The organism is Mangrovihabitans endophyticus (assembly GCF_014646155.1).
Taxonomy (GTDB): Bacteria; Actinomycetota; Actinomycetes; order Mycobacteriales; family Micromonosporaceae; genus Actinoplanes; species Actinoplanes endophyticus.
This window is the reverse complement of sequence record NZ_BMMX01000001.1, coordinates 235,720-249,967: the sequence shown is the minus strand read 5'-3', so window position 1 is coordinate 249,967 and position 14,248 is coordinate 235,720. Positions and strand designations below refer to the sequence as shown.

At 72.2% G+C, this 14,248-nt stretch carries 14 protein-coding genes; 5 read left to right on the top strand and 9 right to left on the bottom strand.

The genetic code is table 11. The features are described from left to right. Positions 1-43 precede the first annotated feature (43 nt). Together IEY73_RS01075 and IEY73_RS01070 are read right to left on the bottom strand one after the other, a co-directional pair. Positions 44-1,186 carry an SPFH domain-containing protein gene (locus IEY73_RS01075; RefSeq protein WP_189077108.1) on the bottom strand — a complete coding sequence of 381 codons (1,143 nt, stop codon included), beginning with the start codon at positions 1,184-1,186 and terminating at the stop codon, positions 44-46. A 9-nt stretch (positions 1,187-1,195) separates the two neighbouring features. Beyond that, on the bottom strand, positions 1,196-1,645 hold the full coding sequence (locus IEY73_RS01070; protein ID WP_189077107.1) for an NfeD family protein: 450 nt from the start codon (positions 1,643-1,645) through the stop codon (positions 1,196-1,198). A 188-nt stretch (positions 1,646-1,833) separates the two neighbouring features. Between IEY73_RS01070 and IEY73_RS01065 the strand changes: the two genes are divergently transcribed. After that, positions 1,834-3,147, top strand: a complete 1,314-nt coding sequence (locus IEY73_RS01065) for a serine hydrolase domain-containing protein (protein WP_189077106.1) — start codon at positions 1,834-1,836, stop codon at positions 3,145-3,147. Between the two features lie 12 nt (positions 3,148-3,159). Here the strand turns inward: IEY73_RS01065 and IEY73_RS01060 are convergent, their stop codons facing one another. Further along, the gene (locus IEY73_RS01060) at positions 3,160-3,957 is read right to left on the bottom strand and encodes a DUF3097 domain-containing protein (protein WP_189077105.1); all 798 of its coding nucleotides are present in this window, start codon (positions 3,955-3,957) and stop codon (positions 3,160-3,162) included. An 89-nt stretch (positions 3,958-4,046) separates the two neighbouring features. Here IEY73_RS01060 and IEY73_RS01055 point away from each other — a divergent pair, with 89 nt between their 5' ends. Then, on the top strand, positions 4,047-4,829 hold the full coding sequence (locus IEY73_RS01055) for an Rv1486c family protein (protein WP_189077104.1): 783 nt from the start codon (positions 4,047-4,049) through the stop codon (positions 4,827-4,829). 15 nt (positions 4,830-4,844) lie between these two features. On the opposite strand, the gene IEY73_RS01050 is transcribed toward IEY73_RS01055, so the two are convergent. From IEY73_RS01050 to fabG, 6 genes are all read right to left on the bottom strand, one after another. Beyond that, on the bottom strand, positions 4,845-7,229 hold the full coding sequence (locus tag IEY73_RS01050; protein ID WP_189077103.1) for an ATP-binding cassette domain-containing protein: 2,385 nt from the start codon (positions 7,227-7,229) through the stop codon (positions 4,845-4,847). 39 nt (positions 7,230-7,268) lie between these two features. Then, positions 7,269-7,625 carry a VOC family protein gene (locus IEY73_RS01045; protein WP_189077102.1) on the bottom strand — a complete coding sequence of 119 codons (357 nt, stop codon included), beginning with the start codon at positions 7,623-7,625 and terminating at the stop codon, positions 7,269-7,271. Between the two features lie 167 nt (positions 7,626-7,792). Then, positions 7,793-8,572, bottom strand: a complete 780-nt coding sequence (locus tag IEY73_RS01040; RefSeq protein ID WP_189077101.1) for an HAD-IIA family hydrolase — start codon at positions 8,570-8,572, stop codon at positions 7,793-7,795. Continuing rightward, positions 8,569-9,597 (bottom strand): ferrochelatase, encoded by a 1,029-nt coding sequence (locus IEY73_RS01035; protein WP_189077100.1) that lies wholly within the window; start codon positions 9,595-9,597, stop codon positions 8,569-8,571. Before IEY73_RS01035 ends, IEY73_RS01040 begins: the two co-directional genes overlap by 4 nt. A gap of 63 nt (positions 9,598-9,660) precedes the next feature. Then, a complete protein-coding gene (fabI, locus tag IEY73_RS01030; protein ID WP_189077099.1) occupies positions 9,661-10,428 on the bottom strand; it encodes an enoyl-ACP reductase FabI in 768 nt (255 codons plus the stop codon). Between the two features lie 24 nt (positions 10,429-10,452). Further along, positions 10,453-11,157, bottom strand: a complete 705-nt coding sequence (gene fabG, locus IEY73_RS01025; protein ID WP_189077098.1) for a 3-oxoacyl-ACP reductase FabG — start codon at positions 11,155-11,157, stop codon at positions 10,453-10,455. Positions 11,158-11,259: 102 nt separating this feature from the next. On the opposite strand from fabG, the gene IEY73_RS01020 reads away from it, so the two are divergent. The 3 genes from IEY73_RS01020 to IEY73_RS01010 form a co-directional block, all read left to right on the top strand. Next, complete coding sequence (locus tag IEY73_RS01020; RefSeq protein ID WP_229715321.1) at positions 11,260-12,510, top strand: sensor histidine kinase; 1,251 nt, start codon at positions 11,260-11,262, stop codon at positions 12,508-12,510. After that, on the top strand, positions 12,507-13,172 hold the full coding sequence (locus tag IEY73_RS01015) for a response regulator (protein WP_189077097.1): 666 nt from the start codon (positions 12,507-12,509) through the stop codon (positions 13,170-13,172). The genes IEY73_RS01020 and IEY73_RS01015 overlap by 4 nt, the downstream gene beginning before the upstream one ends. Before the next feature lie 114 nt (positions 13,173-13,286). Continuing rightward, positions 13,287-14,248, top strand: a 962-nt coding sequence (locus IEY73_RS01010; RefSeq protein ID WP_229715319.1) for an alpha/beta hydrolase, incomplete at its 3' end; no start/stop codon positions are given.

Below are 14,248 nucleotides of genomic sequence, written 5' to 3'. Positions count from 1 at the left end.
GGCGGAACGGCCGGGGCCGTTCCGCCTCATCGTCGTGCGAGCCTCAGGCGCGGTCGGACTCCGCCTCGGCGTAGTCCGCCCCGCCCAGCGCCGCCGACGGCGGAACCGCCTCCGGGGCGGGCAGGCTGGGCGTGCCGCCGGCGCCGGTGACCGGCACACGGGCCGGCTTGTCCCCGGACACCTGCGCCTCCGCCTCGCGGACCTGGGCGTTGACCGCCGCCGCCTCGGCCGCCGCGGCCTGCGCCGCCTCCACGGCTTCGCGCTCGACGGCACCCGAGTTGACGTCCTCGGTGGGCTCGTCGCCCGCCATGCTGGCGAGGCCGCCGAGCGCGCCGCCGAGCCCGTCGAGGGCCTTCGTCAGCTCGGTCGGCACGATCCAGACCTTGTTCGCCGAGCCGTTGGCGATCTGCGGCAGCGACTGAAGGTACTGGTAGGCCAGCACCTTCTGCGACGGGTTCGCGGTGTGGATCGCGTCGAACACCGTCCGGATGGCCTTCGCCTGCCCCTCGGCCTGCAGGATGCGCGACTGCCGGTCACCGTCGGCACGCAGCACCGCCGCCTGCTTCTCACCCTCGGCGGTGAGGATCTGCGCCTGCTTGTGGCCCTCCGCGTTGAGGATGGCGGCGCGGCGGTCCCGCTCGGCGCGCATCTGCTTCTCCATCGAGTCGCGGATGCTGGGCGGCGGCTCGATCGCCTTGATCTCGACCCGGGTCACCTTGATCCCCCAGCGGCCGGTGGTCTCGTCGAGCACACCGGACAGGTGCCGGTTGATCTCCTCGCGGCTGGTCAGCGCCCGCTCCAGGTCCAGCGAGCCGATCACGTTACGCAACGTGGTGACGGTCAGTTGCTCTATGGCCTGCAGGAAGTTCGAGATCTCGTACGTCGCCCGGACCGGGTCGACCACCTTGAAGTACAGGACCGTGTCGATCGACACGACCAGGTTGTCCGAAGTGATCACCGGCTGGGGCGGGAAGCTGACCACCTGCTCACGCATGTCCACCTTGGTGCGCACCGCGTCCACGAACGGCACCAGCAGGTTCAGGCCGGGCGACAGGGTGCGCTTGTATCGCCCCAGCCGCTCCACCACGTCCATCCGCTGCTGCGGGATGATCCGCACGGCACGAACCAGCGTGATCACCGCGAACAGGGCGATCACGAAGATGAGTACACCCACAACTGCTTCCATGGCGCCCCTCTATATGTTCGGCATGTCGTCACGCCACACCAGAGCGGTGGCGCCACGAACCTTGATGACCCGGACGCGTTCACCGGGCTGGTATTTCTCCGTGTGGTCGTAGGCGCGCGCCGTCCACAGCTCCCCGTCGATCTTGATCATGCCGTGCTCGGCGTCGACCTCTTCGAGCACGGTCCCCGCGGATCCCTCGATGGCCTCCAGACCGAACGGGGTCTGTCCGGACTCCACCGCGGGACGCTGGTGGCGCATGATGATCGGCCGGATCGCGCCGACGGAGAGCCCGGAGACCGCGGCGAAGACGATCACCTGCAGCAACAGCGGCGCGCCCAGGGCGGCGGCTCCGGCCGCAGCCAGCGCACCCGCCGCGAAGAAGATCACCAGGAAGGTCACGGTGAACGCTTCGGCGATCGCGAGCGCGATGCCGAGAACGATCCAGATGACGGCCTCCACCCCTCGATCGTGACACGTCGGCGCACGTACGGCGACAGATGTCCGGCCCTCGTGCACCGGCCGCACGCTCAGCCACACCGGCGCCCCGACCGCACGGGCCGGAGCGGCACCGAGCCGGGGCGTGGGACGGGCGTAGCCATATGCCGGACGGGAAGTTAGACAGGGACGTCCCCTGCGAAAGGCTTGCCGTGTCCCTGTTGCCGGAAACCGGCCGTCGAGTGAACGAGATCGCCGCCCGGGCCCAGTCCGCGGGACGGGTGCCGTCCCTGGCACTGGCCGTGGTCCGGGACCGTGCCGTGCTGCACTTCGCCGCGGCCGGTGCGCAACCGGTCCCCGACCCGCAGACCCAGTACCGGATCGGCTCGATCACCAAGACGCTGACCGCCACCATGGTCATGCAGCTACGCGACGAAGGCTTCTTCGCCCTCGACGACCTGCTCTACCGGCACCTGCCGGGCACCTCGGTGGGCGGCGTGACGCTGCGGCAGTTGCTCGGTCACGTGTCCGGGCTGCAACGCGAGCCGAACGGACCGTGGTGGGAACGCAACCCCGGCGGCGACGTCGACCGGCTGCTGGCCGACCTGGCGTTCGACAAGCTCGCCGGGCCGCCGTTCCGCCGGTTCCGCTACTCCAATCTCGCGTACGGGCTCCTCGGCGCGGTTCTGCAACGGGTCACCGGCACGACGTGGGCGGATCTGGTCGGCAAGCGCGTGCTCGACCCGCTGGGCATGACCCGGACCAGCTACGCACCGGTCGAGCCGTTCGCCCGTGGCTACGTGGTGCACGCCCTGGACGGCTCGTTGCACGAGGAACCCCGGCCGGATGCCGGCGCGATGGCCCCGGCCGGACAGTTGTGGTCCACGGTGACCGACATGGCGACCTGGGCCGGGTTCCTGGCCGATCCGCCGAGCGAGGTGCTCAGCCCGGAGACGGTGGACGAGATGTGCACCCCGGTGTTCCTCAGCGACCTGGAGTCCTGGACGTCGGGACACGGGCTCGGCCCGCAGCTCTACCGGGTCGGCGAACGCATCTACGTCGGCCACGGCGGTTCCATGCCCGGGTACGTCGCACACCTGAGCGTGCACCGTCGCAGCCGGATCGGCGTGGTGGCGTTCGCCAACGCGTACGGGATGACCGGCACCAGCATCCAGGAGGTCGGCTTGCGCGCGCTGAGCGCGGTGCTGGACGCGGAGCCGCCGGCGCCCGAGCCGTGGCGCGCACCCGCGCCGCCGAGCGCCGAGGCAGCCCCGCTGTGCGGCCGCTGGTGGTGGATGGGCCGCGAGTTCGAGATGCGCGCCGACGGGGACGAGCTGACGTTGGACGAGGTGGCCCGCCCGGGACGGCCGTCGCGGTTCACCCGGGAAGGCCCGGACCGCTGGCGCGGCGTCGACGGCACGAACCACGGCGAGGTGCTGGCCGTGCAGCGCACCCCGGACGGCGAGGTGGCCGGCCTGGACATCGCCACGTTCGTGTTCCGTCGCGACCCGCGCCACCTGGCCTAGGACCGCCGCAGCTCACGTGGTGACGTGGTCGATCAGCCGCTCCATCGAGTTGATCAGGGGCGTCTCGACGTCCTTGTAGCTGTGCACCGAGGCCAGGATGCGCCGCCACAGGTCGGCGGGTTCGCGCACGCCCACCGCCGCGCACACGCCCTCCTTCCACGGTTGCCCGCGGGGAATCCGCGGCCACGCGCGCAGCCCGATCCGCTCGGGCCGCACCGCCTGCCAGATGTCCACGTACGGGTGGCCGGTCACCAGCACGTCCGGGTGTGTCACCGCGGCGACGATGCGGCTCTCCTTGGAACCGGGCACCAGGTGGTCGACCAGCACCCCCAGGCGGCGCTGCGGGCCGGGCCGGAAGTCGCGCACCGCGGCGCTCAGCTCGTCGATCCCGTCCAGCGGCTCCACCACCACGCCCTCGATGCGCAGGTCGTCGCCCCAGATCCGCTCGACCAGCGCGGCGTCGTGGATGCCCTCCACCCAGATGCGGCTCGCCCGCGCCACCTGGGCCGGGGCGTCGCGCACCGCCACCGAGCCGGAAGCGGTGCGCTGCCGGGCCGGCGCCGGGGCGCTCGCCCGGGGGCGGCGCAGCGTCACCGGCTGACCGTCCAGCAGGAAGGCCGCCGGCGCCAGCGGAAAGTTGCGCCGTCGCCCGTGCCGGTCCTCCAGCACCACCGCGTCCAGCTCGAATCCGACCACCGCGCCGCAGAACCCCGAGTCGGCGTCCTCCACCACCATGTCCGGCTCGGCGTCCACCTCGGGCACCGTCTTGCGCCGCCGCCAGTTGCCGGCCAGCACGTCCTCCCCATACATGCAGGCACGGTAACCCGATTGCTGTGACACTTCGTTCACCGACGCTCCGGCCGAGACAAGCCGGTACGCGTCCACGTACCCTTGCTCGCATGTCCAGCGCTGCGAATGCCGCGACGCTCACGCCCCGCCGGTCCACCCGGTTCGTGGCGTGGGTGCGCGCCTGGCGCGCCGGACTCGTCCCGTTCGACGAGCTGGCCGACGAGATCGCCGGTGACGAGGAGCACCTGGTCTCCGACGCGCCCGGCACCTGGACCGACGTGCCGCTGAACGAGGGCCTGCCGGTCTTCGCCAAGCTGCACCCCGACGACATCCGGCTGGTGCTGCCCGCGCCCGGCGACCCGCGTGGCTTGCCCGGCCCCGGCCCGTTGACCGGCGCCGCGATGCTCGCCGGGGAGGCCGTGATGGCCGGCGGCTTCGGCGTGGTGCCGGAGGTCCGCCGGCACACCTCCGGTTCCGGCGTCGAGTTCGAGACCGTGCTGTGGCGGGTCTTCCCCGCCCCGGAACACCGGCCGGTGTTCCAGATGGGCGCCCCCGAGGCCGAGGCGGAGCTGACCGCCGCGCTGGCCGAGGCCACCACCCTGCTCACCCGCCTGGACGTGGCGCAGTGGCGGCCGGAGCTGGCCGGGGCGCTGCAGGCGTTGCGGCGCCCGGACAGCACCGCGACGCTGCCGGTCGGCTTCGACCCGCGCGCCCGCCGGTTGTTCGCCCGCGCCAGCGTGCTCGACCAGGTGCTGGCGTTGGCCGAGCACAGCGCGCCCGGCAGCGCGGTGAACGGCTACGAGGCGCAGCAACGGGACGCGGCGCTGCGCCCGCTGACCGCGGCGTGCCGCCAGGCGCTGGTGGCCGCCTGCAACGCCCCGCTGTGCCCCTGACCCGCGTGCCCGGCGTCATGCCCCGACGTAGGTCGCCAGATGCTCACCCGTCAGCGTCGACCTGGCCGCGACGAGGTCTTCCGGTGTGCCCTCGAAGACGATTCGCCCGCCGTCGTGGCCCGCACCCGGCCCCAGGTCGATGATCCAGTCCGCGTGCGCCATGACCGCCTGATGATGCTCGATCACGATGACCGACTTGCCGCCGTCGACGAGCCGGTCCAGCAGGGCCAGCAGTTGTTCCACGTCCGCCAGGTGCAGGCCGGACGTCGGTTCGTCGAGGACGTACGTGCCGCCTTTCTCCCCCATGTGCGTCGCCAGCTTGAGCCGCTGCCGCTCGCCGCCGGACAGCGTGGTGAGCGGCTGGCCGAGGGTGAGATAGCCGAGGCCCACGTCGGAGAGCCGGTCGAGGATCCGGTGCGCCGCGGGCAGGTGCGCGTCACCGTCGCCGAAGAACTCCACCGCCTGCGCCACCGGCATCGCGAGCACCTCGGCGATGTCCCTGCCGCCCAGGTGGTATTCGAGAACCTCCGCCTGGAATCGCTTGCCCGCGCACTCCTCGCAGGTGGTGGCGACGCCGGCCATCATGGCCAGATCGGTGTAGATGACGCCGGCGCCGTTGCACACCGGGCAGGCGCCCTCGGAGTTGGCGCTGAACAGGGCCGGCTTCACGCCGTTGGCCTTGGCGAACGCCTTGCGGACCGGGTCCAGCAAGCCGGTGTAGGTCGCCGGGTTGCTGCGGCGGGAACCCTTGATGGCGCCCTGGTCGATCGCCACCACGCCGTCGCGGCCCGCCACCGAGCCGTGGATCAGGGAGCTCTTGCCCGACCCGGCCACCCCGGTGACCACCACCAGCACGCCCAGCGGGATGTCCACGTCGACGTCGCGCAGATTGTGCGTGGCGGCGCCGCGCACGGCCAGTTTCCCGGACGGCGAGCGCACCGCGGACTTCAGCGTGGCACGGTCGTCCAGGTGACGCCCGGTGCGGGTGCCGCTCTTGCGCAGCCCCGCGACGGTGCCCTCGTACACCACCTCGCCGCCGCCGGTGCCCGCGCCCGGTCCCAGGTCGACGACGTGGTCCCCGATGACGATCGTCTCCGGTTTGTGCTCCACCACCAGCACCGTGTTGCCCTTGTCCCGCAGGCGCAGCAGCAGGTCGTTCATCCGCTGGATGTCGTGCGGGTGCAGGCCCACGGTCGGCTCGTCGAAGACGTACGTCACGTCGGTGAGCGACGAGCCGAGGTGCCGGATCATCCGGGTGCGCTGCGCTTCGCCGCCGGACAGCGTGCCGGACGGCCGGTCCAGCGAGAGGTAACCGAGCCCGATCTCCACGAACGAGTCGAGGGTCTCCCCCAGCGCCTCCAGCAGCGGCGCCACTGACGGCTCACGCAGGTCGCGCACCCAGTCGGCAAGGTCGCTGATCTGCATCGCGCAGGCGTCGGCGATGCTGTTGCCGTTGATCTTCGAGGACCGGGCTTCGGCGCTGAGCCGGGTGCCGTCACAGTCCGGGCAGACGGTGAAGGTGACCGCCCGCTCGACGAAGGCGCGGATGTGCGGCTGCATCGCGTCGACGTCCTTGGCGAGCATCGACTTCTGGATCTTCGGGATCAGTCCCTCGTACGTGAGGTTGATGCCCTCGATCTTGATCTTCGTGGGTTCCTTGTAGAGCAGGTCGGCCCGTTCCCGCTTGGTGAACTTGCGGATCGGCTTGTCCGGGTCGAAGAAGCCGCAGCCCCGGAAGATGCGGCCGTACCAGCCGTCCATGGTGTAGCCGGGAATGGTGAGGGCGCCCTCGTTGAGCGATTTGTCCGCGTCGTACAGCGCGGACAGGTCGAAGTCCTGCACCGAGCCGCGACCGTCACAGCGTGGGCACATGCCACCGGTGAGCCGGAACGACCGGCGCTCCTTGACCTGTTGTCCACCCTTGCGCACGGTGACCGCGCCCGCGCCGCTGATCGACGCCACGTTGAACGAGAACGCCTGCGACGAGCCGATGTGCGGCTTGCCGAGGCGGCTGAAGAGGATGCGCAGCATGGCGTTCGCGTCGGTGGCGGTACCGACGGTGGATCGCGGGTTGCTGCCCATCCGCTCCTGGTCGACGATGATCGCCGTGGTCAGCCCGTCCAGGACGTCGACGTCGGGCCGCGCCAGCGTGGGCATGAAGCCCTGGATGAACGCGCTGTACGTCTCGTTGATCATCCGCTGCGACTCGGCCGCGATGGTGCCGAACACCAGCGAGCTCTTGCCCGATCCGGAAACGCCGGTGAACACCGTCAGGCGCCGCTTCGGGAGCTCGATGCTGACGTCCTTGAGGTTGTTCTCCCGCGCGCCGTGCACACGGATCAGATCGTGGCTGTCGGCGACGTGCGCCGCCGCGGCCCGGGCGTTCGTCCTCGCGGCCATCCTCAGGTCCCCCCTCTGTCCTCCGGCGTGGTCCGCCGCTCAACGGTCCTGCAGCAGCCCCAGCACATTGCCGTCGGGGTCGGTGACGGTGGCCACCAGACGCCCGCCGCCGACGTCGTGCGCCGGCTCCCGCACGGTGCCGCCCGCGGCGGTCACCTCGGCAAGCCTCGCCTCGATGTCGGGCACATGCCAGTACGCCACCGGCGTGGTCATGCCCTGCGGCCCGCCGCCGGGTACCAGCCCGATGTGCTGGCCGGCGACGTCGAAGCCGACATAGTAGGGCGCGTCGTGCTGCGGTTCCACGCCCAGCAGCGCGGCGTACACCTTCTTCGCGGCGGTCAGGTCGGAGACGGGGTGGAGCAGCGTCTTGGCTCCCTCGGTGGATACGCCGGGCATGGTCACTCCTGCGGTTGTGGCCGGTCGGGTCAGTCTGGCGCACCGGCGAGCCCCGCATCCGCGGTTCGGCGGCACATCACTCCCGGCGAGGGAGTTCGCACCCGGTGACGCCCAGGACGATCACGCTAGCCACCCGCGGCGGCGGGCGCTTCTCCAAACCTGATCGGTCAGATCTCGCCGGTCAGATCGGCCACCGAGTCGACGATGCGCGACGGGCGGTACGGGTATTTTTCGCTCTCCGCCCGCGTGCTGATGCCGGTCAGCACCAGGATCGTCTCCAGGCCCGCCTCCAGGCCGCACAGCACGTCGGTGTCCATCCGGTCGCCGATCATCGCGGTGTTCTCCGAGTGCGCCTCGATGGTGTTCAGCGCCGACCGCATCATCATCGGATTGGGCTTGCCGACGAAATACGGCTCCACGCCTGTCGCCTTGGAGATCATCGCCGCCACCGACCCCGCGGCGGGCAGGGCCCCCTCGTTGGAGGGGCCGGTCGCGTCCGGGTTGGTGCAGATGAACCGCGCGCCGTCGTTGATCAGCCGGATGGCCGAGGTGATCGCCTGGAAGCTGTAGGTGCGGGTCTCACCGAGCACCACGTAATCCGGCGCGTAGTCGGTCAGCACGTAGCCCACCGCGTGCAGGGCGGTGGTCAGGCCGGCCTCGCCGATCACGTACGCGGTGCCGCCCGGCCGCTGGTCGGCCAGGAACTGCGCGGTGGCCAGCGCGGAGGTCCAGATGGCCTGTTCGGGCACGTCGATACCCATGCGGAGCAGGCGGGCCTGCAGGTCACGTGGGGTGTAGATGGAGTTGTTGGTGAGGATCAGGAACGGCTTGCCGGACTGCTTCATCCGGTTGACGAACTCCGGTGCTCCGGGCACCGGCTCACCCTCGTGGACAAGCACACCGTCCATGTCGGTGAGCCAGCTCTCGATGGCCTTGCGCTCGGTCATGAGGCTCCTCGGCGTTGCGGGGACGGGCAGCAGTCCGCGGGGCAGACGTCCCAGACCGGCAGCGTACCCAGCCGCTGCCGGGCGGCGTCACGCGTACGTTCCTCGACCAGCTCGCGGATCATGGTGACGAACCGGGGGTCGGTGCCCGGCGTGGCCGCACGCGCGTACCCGAGGCCGAGGTCTCGCGCCGTGTCCCGGGCCTCATTGTCCAGGTCCCACAGCACTTCGAGGTGGTCGGAGACGAAGCCGATCGGGCTGACCACCACGTCGGTCACGTCCTTGCCGGCCAGTGCGGTGAGGTGGTGGTTGATGTCCGGTTCCAGCCACGGCACCTGCGGCGGACCGGACCGGCTCTGCCAGACCAGATCCCAGCTCAGGTCCGGGGCCGCGGCGGCGTGCACCAGCTCCGCGATCTCCTGCAACTGGGCGGTGTAACGCCCGCCGTCCGGGCCGGCGGTCTCGGCCATCCGGGTCGGGATGGAGTGCGCGGTGAAGACCAGCCGGGTGGTCGGCCGGCGCGCCGGGTCCAAGGTGGCCAGCGCGGCACGCACCGCGTCGGTGTGGGGGCCCACGAAGCCGGGGTGGTCGTGGAACTGCCGCAGCTTGCTGATCGCGGGCGCGCCGGGGCCGACGTGGGCGCGCGCCGCGGCGATGTCCTCCCAGTACTGCTTGCACGAGGAGTAGCCGCCGTACGCGCTTGTCGCGAAGCCGAGCGCGTGGGTGACCCCGTCGTCGCGCATCTGCGCCACGGTGTCCGCCAGCATCGGCTGCCAGTTGCGGTTCCCCCAGTACGCGGGCAGGTCCACCCGGTGCGCGGCGAACTCCGCCCGCACCGCGGCCAGCAGATCCCGGCACTGCTGGTTGATCGGCGACACCCCGCCGAAGTGCAGGTAATGCTCGGCCACCTCGGCCAGCCGCTCGTCCGGCACGCCGCGCCCGCGCGTCACGTTGCGCAGGAACGGCATCACGTCATCGGGATGCTCCGGGCCGCCGAAGGAAAGCAGGAGAAACGCGTCGTACGCCACCGGGACATCTTCTCGCGGGCACACCCGGCGTCGCGCGCCCGGGTGTGCCCGATGGGTGCGAAGTCACGCCCCGAGGGCGTGATATCCCCCGTCCACGTGCACGATCTCCCCGGTGGTGGCCGGGAACCAATCGGACAGCAGAGCGCACACCGCGCGGGCGGCCGGCCCCTGGTCGGTCAGGTCCCAGCCCAGCGGCGCCCGCTGCGCCCAGGCATCCTCGAACTGCTCGAAGCCGGGGATGGACTTGGCGGCCATGGTGCGCAGCGGGCCGGCCGACACCAGGTTGCTGCGGATGCCCTGTTTGCCCAGGTGCAGGGCGAGGTAGCGGGAGGCGGACTCCAGCCCGGCCTTGGCCACCCCCATCCAGTCGTACACCGGCCAGGCCTTGGTGGCGTCGAAGGTCAGGCCGACGATGCTGCCCCCGGCGTCCATCAGCGGCAGGCAGGCGGTGGCCAGCGACTTGTACGAGTACGTCGAGACCTCCAGGGCCTTGGCCACGTCCGCCCAGCCCGCGTTGAGGAACTCGCCGCCGAGCACGCTCTGCGGCCCGAAGGCGATCGAGTGCACCACGCCGTCCAGCCCGTCCACGTGCGCGCGCACCCGCTGCGGCAACGAATCCAGGTGCGACGGGTCGGTGACGTCGAGTTCGATCACCGGCGCCTCCTGCGGGAGCCGCTTGGCGATCCGCTCCACCAGTGACATCCGGCCGAAGCCGGTCAGCACCACCGTCGCGCCGTTCTCCTGCGCGATCTTGGCCACCGAGAAGGCGATCGAGGCGTCGGTGATGACGCCGGTGACGAGCAGCCGCTTGCCAGCCAGCAATCCGGACACGATATCTCCTTGAAGTGTCGCGGGTCAGTGACCCATGCCGAGGCCGCCGTCGACCGGGACGACCGCGCCCGAGATATACGCCGCCTGGTCACCGGCCAGCCAGGTGACCGCCGCGGCCACCTCGTCCGGCTGCGCGAGCCGGCCCGCGGGGATGGCCTTGAGGATCTCCTCCTTGCGGGCCTGCGGCAACGCGTCGGTCATGTCGGTGTCGATGAAGCCGGGAGCGACCACGTTCGCGGTGATGTTACGGGTGCCCAGCTCACGAGTGATCGAGCGGGCCATGCCCACCAGGCCGGCCTTGCTCGCCGCGTAGTTCACCTGGCCGGCCCCGCCGTACAGGCCGACCACCGAGGAGATGAACACGATGCGCCCCCACCGGGCCCGCAGCATCTTGCCACTGGCCCGCTTGGCGCACCGGAAGGCGCCGGTCAGATTGGTGTCGATCACCCGGGTGAACTGCTCCTCGGACATCCGCATCAGCAGCGTGTCGTCGGTGATGCCGGCGTTGGCCACCAGCACCTCCACCGGGCCCAGTTCGGCCTCCACGGCGGCGAAGGCGGCGTCCACCGCGTCCGGATCGGTGATGTCGCACTGCACACCGAACATGCCCTCCGGCGCGCCGCTGCCACGATGCGTGATCGCCACCCGATCGCCCTGCTTGACGAAGGCCTGCGCGATGGCCAGCCCGATGCCCCGGTTGCCCCCGGTCACCAGCACGGTCCGCGGCACTACGATCCCCTCCCGGTCGTGTCGACGTCATACCCCGGTGGCAGGCGCCGGGCGGCACCTCGGGGGCACGACGCGGCGGCAACACCGCCGTAACCTGCTGGGATGGAGCCTATCGGTATGGCGGTGGCGCACGAGGCTGCGGCCCCGCTGCGCCGGTTGCTTCTCGGACCGGGACGACGCCTGACGATGCCGCGCCACCGGTTCCTGCGGTACGCCGTCCCGCTGCTCCTGCTCGCCGCGCTCGGCCTCGCGGCGGCGAACACCCAGTACCTGTCCGGCAACCGGGACATGCCGGAGCTGGTGGCGGTCCTGCTCTCCGGCGCTACCGTGCTGCCGCTCGTGCTCGTCGTGCGCAACCCGATCGTCGCCTGGCGGGTGGCCTATCCGATGCTCTTCTTCGGCACCCTGCACGCGCGGGCGTCGGAGTCCTGGCCGTGGTCCCCGGTGCAGATCATCGGTTTCCTGGCGACCATCGCGGTGCTGGCCGCCACCGAGACGGCCGCGCTCACCTTCTGGGCCACCACCGCCGCCGTCGTGGTGCCGTTCCTCTACACCGATCAGGCCAACGCGTACGGCTTCGCGGCGCTGATGGTGGTGGTCGCGCTGGCCGGCGACGTGGTCGCGCGCCGCCGGACCGGTCGGCGGGAACTCGCCCGGCAGGCCGAGCTGACCGAACGGGAACGCTCCCGCCGGGCCCTGCTGGAGGAACGCGCTCGCATCGCGCGCGAGATGCACGATGTGGTGGCGCACCACATGTCGATGATCGCGGTGCAGGCGGAGACCGCGCCCTACCGGCATGCCGGCCTCCCCGAGCCGGCCCGCGCCGAGCTGGAGTCCATCGCCCGGTCGGCACGGTCCGCGCTGACCGAGATGCGACGGCTGCTCGGCACGCTGCGCGCGGAGACCGGCGACGCGATGCGCGCGCCGCAACCCGGACTGGCCGACGTGCCGGCGTTGGTAGAGACCGCGCGGCGGGCGGGCATGTCGGTGGCCTACGACGGCGACCCGTGTCCCGGCGTGCCGGACCCGACCGGCCTGGCGGTCTACCGGATCGCCCAGGAGGCGCTGGCCAACGCGGCACGGCACGCCGCGGGCGGCACGGTCGAGGTCCGGTTGCGCGCCGACGGCGGGTCGCTGGCGCTGACCGTGCGCAACAGTCTCCCGCCCGGCGATCCCGTCACGCCGGCCCGCGACGGGCACGGCCTGGTCGGCATGCGGGAACGCGCGGAGCTGCTGGGCGGGTCCCTGTCGGCCGGCCCGGACGACCGGGGCGGCTACCTGGTCCGGGCGACTCTGCCGTACGAGCCGGAAGGGCCGGCGGCGCGGTATGAGCCGGAGGGGCCGACGGCATGATCAAGGTGCTGATCGCGGACGACCAGGCGATGGTGCGGGAGGGCTTCGGCGCGCTGCTGGGCGCGCAGTCCGACCTGCTGGTGGTCGGCGACGCGGCGGACGGCGCGCAGGCGGTCGCGGCGGCCCGCCGGTTGCGTCCCGACGTCGTGTTGATGGATGTCCGGATGCCCGAACTGGACGGGCTGGAGGCCACCCGGCAACTCCTCGGGGCGGGTCACCACGACGGGCCACGGGTGATCATCCTGACCACCTTCGACCTGGACGACTACGTGTACGAAGCGTTGCGCGCCGGGGCCAGCGGGTTCCTGCTCAAGGACGCCCCGGCGGCCGACCTGGTGCACGCGGTGCGCGTGGTCGCCGCGGGCGACGGCCTGCTCGCCCCGTCGGTGACGCGCCGGCTGATCGCCGAGTTCGCCGCTCGCCCGGCCGCGCGCCGGGCCCGCCCGGTCGCGTTGAACGGCCTCACCCCACGGGAGACCGACGTGCTGCGGCAGATCGCGCGCGGCCTGTCCAACCAGGAGATCGCGGCCGAGCTGGTGGTCGCCGAGCAGACCGTGAAGACGCACATCGGGCGGATCCTGGCGAAGCTGTCGTTGCGTGACCGCGCCCAGGCGGTGATCTTCGCGTACGAGAGCGGGCTGGTGGTCATCGGCGACCGCTGAGACGGCACCGGTCCGCGGTGCCACCCCGGCCCGCCGGTAGCACCGTGGGTGCCCCGGCACGTTCCGCCCCCGGTGTGACGATTCGCCACCGTCCACGCTCGCACCCTTCCCGGCATGCGCACCCCATCGATCCTCGTGTTGCCGGTCCTGCTGACGTTCGGCCTTCCCGGCGGCCTCCCGGCACCCCTGCGGGGGACTGCGGCCACCGCGGGCCCGGCCACCGCGGGCTCGGCCACGGCGGGCTCGGCCACCGCGGGCCCGGCCACCGCGGGCCCGGCCACCGCGCTCCGGCCCGCCACGCCACGGCCCGCCGTGACGGTGCCCACCGCGCCGCCCGAGTCCGGCGGCACCCCGCCCGCGGTGGTCCGGGCGATGCGGGCGGCCGGACAGCCCTACGCGTCATGGGCCGTCACCGGCCGGCACTTCCTCGCCTTCGACGCCACCGGCGACGGCACCGCCGTCGAAGTCCTCGGCGACCCGTCCACCGCCACCCACGTCGCGATCCTCGTGCCCGGCGTGAACACCTCCCTGCGGGACTTCGACCGGGGCCTGGGTGGCGTCGCCCGGCGCGCGCCCGCCGTGCAGGCCCGCGCGCTGCACGCCGCGGCACCCGGCGTCGCCGTCGTCGCTTGGCTGGGTTACGACCCGCCGGACGGCCTCGGCCTGCAGGCCGCACGGCAGACGCGGGCCCGCAGCGGTGCCGCCGCGCTGCGCGCCTTCGTGACCCGGCTGACCGCCGGCCGCCCACATGTCCGGGTCACGCTGATCGGCCACAGCTACGGCGCCCTGGTCGTCGGGTTGGCCGCGCCCGGCCTGCCCGCCGTCACCGATGTGGTCGCGCTCGGCGCACCCGGCATGGGCGTGCAGCACGCCCGGGACCTGGACGGCGTACGGGTGTGGTCCGCCCTGGCCGAGACCGACTGGATCCGGCGCATCCCGCAGCTACGGTTGTTCGGGCTCGGCCACGGCCGGCGGCCGTCGACGGCGGCGTTCGGCGCCCGGCCGCTGCCCGTGGCCGGGGTGGACGGGCACGACGGCTACCTGGTGCCGGGCAGCCCGACGCTGACCGCGGTGGC

What these genes read in the sequence shown, in the direction of transcription:
- IEY73_RS01075 (WP_189077108.1), bottom strand. Translation starts at nt 1,186, where the DNA reads ATGGAAGCAGTTGTGGGTGTACTCATCTTCGTGATCGCCCTGTTCGCG.
- IEY73_RS01060 (WP_189077105.1), bottom strand. Translation starts at nt 3,957, where the DNA reads ATGTATGGGGAGGACGTGCTGGCCGGCAACTGGCGGCGGCGCAAGACG.
- IEY73_RS01055 (WP_189077104.1), top strand. Translation starts at nt 4,047, where the DNA reads ATGTCCAGCGCTGCGAATGCCGCGACGCTCACGCCCCGCCGGTCCACC.
- IEY73_RS01050 (WP_189077103.1), bottom strand. Translation starts at nt 7,229, where the DNA reads ATGGCCGCGAGGACGAACGCCCGGGCCGCGGCGGCGCACGTCGCCGAC.
- IEY73_RS01045 (WP_189077102.1), bottom strand. Translation starts at nt 7,625, where the DNA reads ATGCCCGGCGTATCCACCGAGGGAGCCAAGACGCTGCTCCACCCCGTC.
- IEY73_RS01040 (WP_189077101.1), bottom strand. Translation starts at nt 8,572, where the DNA reads ATGACCGAGCGCAAGGCCATCGAGAGCTGGCTCACCGACATGGACGGT.
- IEY73_RS01020 (WP_229715321.1), top strand. Translation starts at nt 11,260, where the DNA reads ATGGAGCCTATCGGTATGGCGGTGGCGCACGAGGCTGCGGCCCCGCTG.
- IEY73_RS01015 (WP_189077097.1), top strand. Translation starts at nt 12,507, where the DNA reads ATGATCAAGGTGCTGATCGCGGACGACCAGGCGATGGTGCGGGAGGGC.